The organism is Aeromonas sp. (assembly GCF_050633025.1).
GTDB lineage: Bacteria > Pseudomonadota > Gammaproteobacteria > Enterobacterales > Aeromonadaceae > Aeromonas.
The window spans coordinates 1-8,679 of the sequence record NZ_JBODRQ010000137.1 but is presented as its reverse complement, the minus strand read 5'-3'; the positions used below and the strand labels follow the sequence as shown (position 1 = coordinate 8,679).

At 59.9% G+C, this 8,679-nt stretch carries 8 protein-coding genes; 6 read left to right on the top strand and 2 right to left on the bottom strand.

Features of this window, described 5'->3' with window-relative positions:
- Positions 1-279 precede the first annotated feature (279 nt).
- The 3 genes from ACRAUW_RS15120 to ACRAUW_RS15110 all read left to right on the top strand — a co-directional run bounded on the left by ACRAUW_RS15120 (position 280) and on the right by ACRAUW_RS15110 (position 3,687).
- On the top strand, positions 280-1,920 hold the full coding sequence (locus ACRAUW_RS15120) for a diguanylate cyclase domain-containing protein (RefSeq protein WP_431362937.1): 1,641 nt from the start codon (positions 280-282) through the stop codon (positions 1,918-1,920).
- 4 nt (positions 1,921-1,924) lie between these two features.
- Positions 1,925-3,028, top strand: a complete 1,104-nt coding sequence (locus ACRAUW_RS15115; RefSeq protein ID WP_431362936.1) for an EAL and HDOD domain-containing protein — start codon at positions 1,925-1,927, stop codon at positions 3,026-3,028.
- A gap of 65 nt (positions 3,029-3,093) precedes the next feature.
- Entirely contained in the window at positions 3,094-3,687 is a 594-nt protein-coding gene (locus tag ACRAUW_RS15110) for an HAD family hydrolase (protein WP_431362935.1), read from the top strand.
- Positions 3,688-3,819: 132 nt separating this feature from the next.
- Here ACRAUW_RS15110 and hfq read toward each other — a convergent pair whose 3' ends face one another.
- Entirely contained in the window at positions 3,820-4,179 is a 360-nt protein-coding gene (gene hfq, locus ACRAUW_RS15105; RefSeq protein WP_005335772.1) for an RNA chaperone Hfq, read from the bottom strand.
- 176 nt (positions 4,180-4,355) lie between these two features.
- Between hfq and ACRAUW_RS15100 the strand changes: the two genes are divergently transcribed.
- The 3 genes from ACRAUW_RS15100 to ACRAUW_RS15090 are packed head-to-tail and all read left to right on the top strand — an operon-like array spanning position 4,356 to position 7,835.
- A complete protein-coding gene (locus tag ACRAUW_RS15100) occupies positions 4,356-5,627 on the top strand; it encodes a PqiA/YebS family transporter subunit (RefSeq protein ID WP_431362934.1) in 1,272 nt (423 codons plus the stop codon).
- On the top strand, positions 5,620-7,269 hold the full coding sequence (pqiB, locus tag ACRAUW_RS15095; RefSeq protein WP_431362933.1) for an intermembrane transport protein PqiB: 1,650 nt from the start codon (positions 5,620-5,622) through the stop codon (positions 7,267-7,269). The genes ACRAUW_RS15100 and pqiB overlap by 8 nt, the downstream gene beginning before the upstream one ends.
- Positions 7,266-7,835 (top strand): PqiC family protein, encoded by a 570-nt coding sequence (locus ACRAUW_RS15090; RefSeq protein WP_431362932.1) that lies wholly within the window; start codon positions 7,266-7,268, stop codon positions 7,833-7,835. The genes pqiB and ACRAUW_RS15090 overlap by 4 nt, the downstream gene beginning before the upstream one ends.
- Before the next feature lie 213 nt (positions 7,836-8,048).
- On the opposite strand, the gene ACRAUW_RS15085 is transcribed toward ACRAUW_RS15090, so the two are convergent.
- Entirely contained in the window at positions 8,049-8,630 is a 582-nt protein-coding gene (locus ACRAUW_RS15085) for a YjaG family protein (RefSeq protein WP_431362931.1), read from the bottom strand.
- Positions 8,631-8,679 lie beyond the last annotated feature (49 nt).

The window sequence follows — 8,679 nt, the reverse complement described above, 5'->3', positions numbered from 1 at the left end:
ACACGTAATTGGGACAGAGCCCTGAGTAAGCCGCGCAGAGTCATCGGAACTGCCCGAGAGCCCGCCATCGCGCGGGCTCTCTTTTTTGTCCGACATCCGCTCTACAAGTTGTCACATACGGCACTACTACGTGCAGTTTTAGCCACGATCTGCAGAAAAAAAAGTGAATATTTCGACTCCTTACGCTCAATGCAACCAATATGCATGCCGCCACTCTTGACATGTTACTCAAATAAAAATGTGTTTATACTCATGCGGCTACAATTAAGGGGGCCTGGTATGCAGAAATGGGATCCGGAACACTTCACCGACTTCGCTCAGTTATGCGAAGTGAGCCTCGCTACCATTTGTGAAAAGACCGATGCCGAACGCCTTTACCTCTGGCTGAAGGCCCCCGAACCGCGGCTCTACAGTTTTCAGCTCGATCAGGGGCTGACCACGCTTGATCTCGCCCATCTCGGTCAACTGACTCTACCCCACCACCTGATCGACAAGGCAATGGAGAAGGGACAGCTGGTGATCGAACAGCTCCAGCCACCGCCGGATCCCCTCGAAAATGTGGAACCCGCCCAGCCGCAGCTACGGGCCTGTTTCCCTCTCAAACGCCACATGAAACTGGAAGGGATCATCTATCTGGAGACCCGTCGCCGCATCGACCGCCTCTCTTCCCACCAGCGTCAGGGCATCCAGCTCCTTATCCACTATCTGACTGCCGAGCTCAGCAATCACCTGCTCTCCAGCCAGGTCAATCAGGAGCGGGATCAGCGGCTCCATACACAGACCAATCTGGTACAGAGTCAGGCACTGCAAGGCTCCTTCCTCACCATATTACAGGCGCTGCACATGGTCAGCGTCACCCTCGCACGCAGTCGCAGCGAGAACGATCTGCTGCGGGATGCCGTGCTGCTGGCCCGCAAGGAGCTGCAGTTCGACCGGGCCGCCATCTTCCTGATCGAGCCGGATGGCAAGACCATGCGCGGCACCTGGGGCACCAGTGAGGAGGGAGAATTGCTAGACGAACATAACATTATCAGCACCATTCCGGCCCCCACCACAGTGCAGGAGACCCTCAGGCGCAAGGATTACGTGCTGGAGCTGGAAGATACCCCCCTCTACTACGAGCAACAGCAGGTGGGCCGTGGCTGGAACGCCATGGTATCGCTGTGGGATGGCACCACTCCCATCGGCTGGATCGCCGCCGATAACCTGCTCTGGCATCGGCCGCTCAAGGCTTATCAGAGCGAGATCTTCAAACAGTACGCCGCCATTCTGTCACAACTACTGATCCGCCAACGCACCCAGGAGAAACTGGAGCGACTCAATCGCGATCTGGAAGTCCGGGTCGCCGAACGAACCATGCAACTGGCCGAGACCAACCGGGCGCTGGAGGAGGCCAACCGGTGCCTCTCCCTGCTCTCCCTCGAAGATCCCCTCACCGGCATCGCCAACCGGCGCCAGTGGGATATCACCATGCAGCGGGAATGGGAGTGGGCAAGACGCACCCAGAACCTGCTAGCGGTATTGATGATCGATGTCGATGAGTTCAAGGCCTACAACGACCACTTTGGCCACGCCAAGGGGGATGAGTGCCTCCAGCAGGTAGCTCGCGTGCTGCAGGAAACGGAGCGGCGACGGACCAATCTGGTGGCCCGCTACGGTGGGGAAGAGTTCGTCATCCTGCTCTGTGCCCCGCACCCCGGTGAAGCCGAGCTCCTCGCCAACAAGATCCATAAAGAGCTCACCCACCTGCAACTACCACATCCCGCGTCAGGAGTTGCTGATGTCATTACGGTTAGCATAGGCTTTAGCTATCTGGTCCCCTCTCAGGACGGAGCATGGCAGAGTCTGACCGAACAGGCTGACCAGGCGCTCTACCACGCCAAGTCACAAGGGAGGGCCCGCACTCTGGCTTATCGGTGATCCCATGCTGCTGCGTCGTTATCCCATCTTCAATCGTCGCCTGGCTCTGGTGGCCTACGGCATCGACTATCAGCTCAGCTCACCGGCCGAATGGCCTTCACTGGCGCAACATTGCCGCCTGCTGGCGCAGGGGCGTCAATATCTGGTGCCCTTCACCCACGAACAGCTCGATGAACAGCGTCCCCTGCTGCTGGATCAGGACGCGATCCCGCTGGTTGAAGCCTCCAGCGAACGCCAGCCCAACTCGTTCCAGGTGCTGGAGCAGTGGCGCGACAGTCGGCGCAGAGTGGCGGTGCACGGCGCCAACCGGGATCCACGCTGGCTCGGCGCCAGCCGCCTGCTGGTGTACTGGATGGGGGAAGAGGGGATCTGCCAGCCCACCGAGCACAAGCGGATGGCGCTGAACATCGAAACCTGGGCGGATTTTCTCCCGCTGCGGGAGGCGGGGGTCGACTTCTTTGCCGGCGGCTTTCTGGCCCGTCCGGAGCTGATCAATCAGCGGGCCAACCAGCCCGATATGGCGCTGGTACAGCAGATCCTTCGGCTCATCTGCCACGAGGAGTTCTCCTTCGCCCAAGTGGCCCGCCTGCTGGAGCAGGATGCCTGGCTGCCCGGCCTGCTGCTCACCTACGTCAACGCCCCCGGCTTCGATCATGCAGCCCCCATCACCTCTGTACCCCGCGCCCTCTCCTATCTGGGGGAGCAGGAGATCCGCAAGTTCGTGCTGATCAACGGTCTGGCCCGGGTAAGCCAGCACATGCCGGAGGCCTGCACCCGCATGGCCATCGCCCGCGGCCGCTTCTGCGAGTTGATTGCCCTCACCGCCCTCGGTAATGCGGAGGCAAGCTGGGCCTTTCTGGTGGGGTTGGTGCTTGATGGATCCCTTCTGTCGGGGCCGCTGATGGCCCACCTGCCCAAGAGCGTACAGCGCGCCATCGAACTGCACGAAGGGCCACTCTTTCATCTGTTTCAGCTGGTCAGCACCTATGAACAGGGCAACTGGGCCCTGCTGGAACAGCTGACCCCCAAATATCAGCTCGATCCGGCCCAGCTCACCCCCGTCTATTTTCAGTCACAAATGTGGGGGCAAGCGTTTCTCACCAGCTAGGTGATGGCAAGGCAGAGAGCCACTGGCTAGAATGGGCTCCCTTTTTTCAGAGACTGACCCGCACCATGACGCTTTCCGGATTCCAAGGCCTGGTCTTTGACCTTGATGGCACCCTGGTCGACTCCATGCCGCTGCACCTCGCCGCCTGGGAACACACAGCCCGCGAGTTTGGCTTTCACTTCGACGCCGACTGGTTCTATGAGCTGGGGGGCATGCCGAGCCGCAAGATAGCCCTGCTGGTCGCACAGGAGCAGCAGCTCCCCCTAGACCCCGTCGAAGTCACCCGCTGCAAGACCGCCCACTATGTGGCCAACCTGCATAAGGCGACTGTCTTTCCGGCCATGCAGGCGCTGGTCGAGCGCTATCATGGCGTCATCCCGATGGGGATCGGCACCGGCTCGCCTCGCGTCAACGCCGAGGCCGTGCTGCGCAACACCGGGCTGGATCGCTACTTCTCTGTGGTGGTCACCGCAGACGATGTGGAGCTGCACAAGCCCAATCCGGACACCTTCCTGCTGGTCGCCAGCAAGCTGGGGGTCGAGCCATCAGGCTGCCTGGTGTTTGAAGATACCGGTATCGGGGTACAGGCCGGAGAAGCGGCTGGTATGCAGACCTGCATGGTCAAAGAGGGCAAACCGGTTGGCATAACGACGACGTAGTGCGGAAAAAAATATCGCCCTGCAAGGGGCGATAACCGGAACCGACTCTCATACGGGACATGAATGAAAATGAGAGCAGGTTCCGTCAGCCGCTGACGCAGGGCGCGTCAACGGGGAGTGCGGGGCAGACGATTACTCGTTGTTGCCGCCGCCCTGATTGTCGTCATAACGACCCGGCGCACCATGGGGGCGCGGCGCCATGGAGACACGCGGTTTGCGAGCACGCTGGATATTCACCTGCGGACGGCCGGTGTGCATGGCGATGGTGGAGATCTTGGCCTTGTAGACCAGCTGCTGGTTACCATGAGCATCGGTCAGCAGCACGCTGTACTGGTCGAACCCGCTGATGGTGCCTTCCAGCTTGATGCCGCTCACCAGAAAAATAGCGACCTGACTGCGGTTCTTGCGCAACCAGTTGAGGGCAGAATCTTGCCCGTTCCCGAGGGAGAAGGCTTGCTCAATCGTGGAGTAGCTGGGGGATTCAGTTGTCATAAATTATTGTCCCGCGGAAAAAAAGTGGCGTTTGATTGTGCTAAATGGGCACTGGCTTGTCAAAGTCATTCTCACTCCCGCCAGCAATAGCGGCCTCCGGGGGCTGGTCGCTGGCCGGTACAACTGCGATAATCGCCAGCTCTGGCTCCACCACGGGCCTTATCTGGGGTTTTATCTTGCATCCGGTTTCACACCAACACCACACCACCTATGTCCATGATGCCACAGCCTGCGAAGAGTGTGACCTGCTGATCCCGGCCACACCGCTCGAGGTGGGACAGGCCAGCTGCTGCCCCCGTTGCGGACACACCCTGAGTCGCCACCTGCCACAGCAGGAGCTGCGTCCCATCTCCTACGGGTTTGCGGCACTCATCATGTTCGTGCTCGCCAACGCCTTTACCTTTATGTCCTTCTCGGCCAAAGGGGTGGGCCAGGAGATGACCTTTTTGCAGAGCATCACCACCCTGGTGGATGAGGGCTATCTGTTTCTCGGCGCGATATTGAGCCTGACCCTGATCGGCCTGCCGCTGGTTTATATGGGCTCCATCATGCTGGTGCTGTGGCGGGTCGATAAAGATCTGCACAACCACGCCTTGCGATCCCTCGGCCGTCTGCTCTGCCGGATCAAACCCTGGCTGATGGTGGATGTCTTTCTGGTGGGGGTGCTCATCTCGCTGGTAAAGCTGATGGGAATGGCCGACATCAAGATGGGGCTGTCATTCTGGGCTTTCGTCGGTTACACGGTGCTGCTCATCAAGATGATCTCCTCGCTGGATCAGATGTGGCTGTGGCAGCGGCTGTTCGGCCCTACCGAGGCGCGGGAGATCGACCCGGACGCGTGCGCGCTGGAATCCGGTCTGGTGGGCTGCCATATCTGTGGCGCCCTGAGCGAGATGGGTAGCCACAGCTGCTCCCGCTGCGGCGGCAAGCTGCATGCCCGCAAGCCGGGTGGTCTGAACCGCACCTGGGCGCTGCTGTTTACCTCCGCCATCCTCTACATCCCGGCCAACCTCTACCCCATTATGGACACAGTGATGCTGGGGGATAGCACCCCATCCACCATTTTGGGCGGGGTGGTGCTGCTCTGGTCACTGGGCTCCTACCCGATTGCCGCCGTGATCTTTTTCGCCAGTGTGGTCGTTCCCCTGGTGAAGATCCTGGCACTGTTCTGGCTCTGCTATATGGTGCAGCGCGGCAATGTCACCTCCCCCCTTGGCAAGCTCAAACTCTATCGCATGACTGAATTTGTCGGGCGCTGGTCGATGATCGACGTCTTCGTGGTGGCCATTCTGGCGGGCCTGATCCGGCTCGACAACTTGATGACCATCTACCCCGGCCCTGCGGCCGTCGCCTTTGCAGGCGTGGTGCTGATCACCATGGTCGCCGCCATGAGTTTCGACTCTCGCCTTATCTGGGATTTACAACAAGGAGAACGCGAACGTGAGTGAGCGTAAAACAAGGTGGAAACCGGGCTCTGACTTTATGAGCTCGGCCGCCGCAATCTGGATGGTGCCGCTGCTGGCGCTGTTCATCGGTATCTGGATGCTGTTTCAACATTGGTACTCACAAGGTCCCAGTTTCACCCTGACCGTCGCCACCGCCGAGGGCATAGTCGCAGGCAAGACAGTGATCCGCTCTCGCGAGGTGGATGTCGGCCGCATCGAAACGGTCGAGCTGAGCGCTGACTACAGCCATGCCGTGCTGAAAGGACGGCTGACCAATGCCGCCTCCGGCATGCTGCGCGGTGACAGCCAGTTCTGGGTGGTCAAGCCCAGAGTGGGCCGTGAAGGGGTATCGGGTCTGAGCACCCTGCTCTCCGGCGCCTATATCGAGCTCGCCCCCGGCAAGAAAGGCAAGGCGCGCGACCAGTACACCATGCTGGACAAGCCGCCGTTGGCATCCCTCGATGCCAAAGGGCTGCGTCTCTCCCTCACCAGCAGCGACGCTCGTGCGCTGGGAGCTGGCTCCCCAATCAGCTATCAGGGCTTCACCATCGGCCAGGTAGAAGAGGCGAAGTTCCTGCCCGAGAAGAGCGAGATGCAGTATCAAATCTTCATCAACGCCCCTTACGACATTCTGGTGAGCAGCAACTCCCGCTTCTGGCTGACCCCGGGCTTTGAGGTCTCGATGAGCAGCGAGGGGATGAAGGTGAAGATGGACTCGCTGGAGAGCCTGGTCGATGGGGGGATCACCATGGGGCTGCCTGCCGGTTGGTCACCTGGTGAACCCGTCAAATCGAACGAGGAGTTTACCCTGTTCCAGGATGAGGAGAGCGTGCTGGCCGGTAGCCTGGATCAGTTCATCGACTACGTCTTCCTGTTCGAAGATAACGTGGCCGGTCTCCATCCCGGCGCCGCAGTACAGTACCGTGGCATCCGCGTGGGTACCGTTATCTCGGCACCCTATATGGTCGAGGAGAAGGGGGTTCGCATCTTCCAGAGCCGCCAGATCCCGGTACTGGCACGCATCGAGGTACAACGCCTCTCCCACCGCTACGCCAAAGCGGAAAAAGATCAGTGGCGGGCCCTGTTCGGCAAGCAGTTCAAGGAGGGGCTCCGTGCAAGCCTCAAGACCGCAAGCCTGCTGACCGGTGGCAAGATCATCGATCTCAACTTCTATCCTGATGTCCCCCGTTTCGAGCCGACCAAGCTGGCCGGTTATCAGGTCTTCCCCACCGTGCAGGGCGGGCTGGATCAGATCGAACGCAAGGTGAACCTCATCCTCGACAAGTTTGTCGACATGGACATGGCGACCACCCTGACCAAGGTCAACGGGTCACTCACCACCCTGGATGGTACCCTGAAGAACATCAGTGCAGTCAGCGCCAACCTGAACAAGCTCACCGCCAAGGATTCCACCCAGCAGTTGCCCGCCTCGCTCAACGAGAGCCTCAAGCAGTTGCAGGAGACCCTGCAGGCCTACGATGCCCAGTCGCAGACCAATCAGGACCTGCGTCAGTCGGTGCAGACCCTCAATCAGTTGATGCGCGAACTGCAGCCGCTGGTGCACTCCCTCAACGAGCAGCCCAGCTCGCTGATCTTCGATCGCGCGCATCCATCGGACCCTGAGCCCAAGCGAGGCAAACAATGAAAAAAGAGATCCTGACGCTGGCCCTGCTGGGCCTGCTGGCGGGTTGCAGCAGCCAGCCAAGCCTGCACTACTACTCGCTCGATGCCGACAACCAGCAACCCGTGACGGCCCCGGCCCAACCGCAGCACCAGCTGGTGCTGCGCCCGGTGGCGTTGGCCAGCCAGCTCGACCGGATCAGTCTGGTCTATCAGCTGGAAGGACAAGAGCTCCACTTCACCGAGTACCATCGCTGGGCCGGTGCGCTGGACGATCAACTCAACCAGCTCACCCTCAATGGCCTCTCCACCCGCCTGCCGGGCTGGGTGGTGCGGCAGGATGGCGGCCGCAAGGGGCCGGTGCTGACCATTCTGGTGGAGCGCTTTCAGGGCCGTCATGACGGCAGCGCCGTGCTGAGCGGTCGCTGGCGCCTGTTGGCGGAAGATGGCACCGTGCTGCGCGATGCCCCCTTCCGTCAGGAGCGGGTCCTGCCGGCCGATGGCTACAACGCGCTGGTCAGCGAACTGGGCCAGGGCTGGCAACAGCTGCTCGACCAGATCGCTACCGAGGTGCGCCAGAGCGCCAACTAACAGGTATTCCTCGCTTGCAGAGATAAAAAAATACGCCAGCAGACGTAATGCCTGTCAGGCAAATTAATCTGTTGCCGCGCAATACAAGTAAAAAAATCCGAAACCACATCGATTGGTTTCGGATTTTTTTCACACCAGCACATGCTAACCAAGATATTTTGACGGAGCACCGTTACCCCCTCAAAAGCTTTTGGCTATCGGGACACAGGATGATTACTCTTCCAGGCTGATCCCGATATTGGAGACACCATCCTGTGCAGCAAACGCTTTGATAGCCAAAATGCTGTCACTGTCGCGCTCATGGGCCACCCTCTTGAGCAGTTCGACCTGGAACTCCAGTTCGGCTTCCATGTATTCGTGCTCGTAGAGCTCCTCTTCGCTCAGATCCCGCTCTTCAAGCAGCTCGATAAACCCGGCTACAGTGCCAACTGACGCGTGGCTGGCATCGTTGGCCTCTTCGCCGACCCGGCAGATCACCGAGTTGTAGGCGCAACCCAGCGCAACACAGGCATCCAGAGCGGGATAGGCGCCGTAGGATTCAAACTTGCGGGGATCCGGAATATGGGCTTCGAACTCTTCGAGAATGGCCCCCAGATTGACCCGGGATCCCTTGACTGTGAGGTAGACCCACATCTGATCCAGCGCATGCCGGAAGGCGCCAGCATTGCCAAAGCCGGAGGCTTGGCTGAACAGGGCATAGTTGGGGTACATGCGCTCTGCCAGCGCCAGAGCGTAGACGGTCTGTTGCCAAGGCTGTAGCTCGGCCAGTCGCTTATAAAACTTGTCACCAAACACTGGAGTCGGATCCTTTGCAAAATGTGGGGCAGATTGTAGCCCACGAGGG

Bases quoted from the DNA above. Each gene is read 5' to 3' on its own strand.
- ACRAUW_RS15120 (WP_431362937.1), top strand. From the start codon at position 280: ATGCAGAAATGGGATCCGGAACACTTCACCGACTTCGCTCAGTTATGC.
- ACRAUW_RS15115 (WP_431362936.1), top strand. From the start codon at position 1,925: ATGCTGCTGCGTCGTTATCCCATCTTCAATCGTCGCCTGGCTCTGGTG.
- ACRAUW_RS15110 (WP_431362935.1), top strand. From the start codon at position 3,094: ATGACGCTTTCCGGATTCCAAGGCCTGGTCTTTGACCTTGATGGCACC.
- hfq (WP_005335772.1), bottom strand. From the start codon at position 4,179: ATGACAACTGAATCCCCCAGCTACTCCACGATTGAGCAAGCCTTCTCC.
- ACRAUW_RS15090 (WP_431362932.1), top strand. From the start codon at position 7,266: ATGAAAAAAGAGATCCTGACGCTGGCCCTGCTGGGCCTGCTGGCGGGT.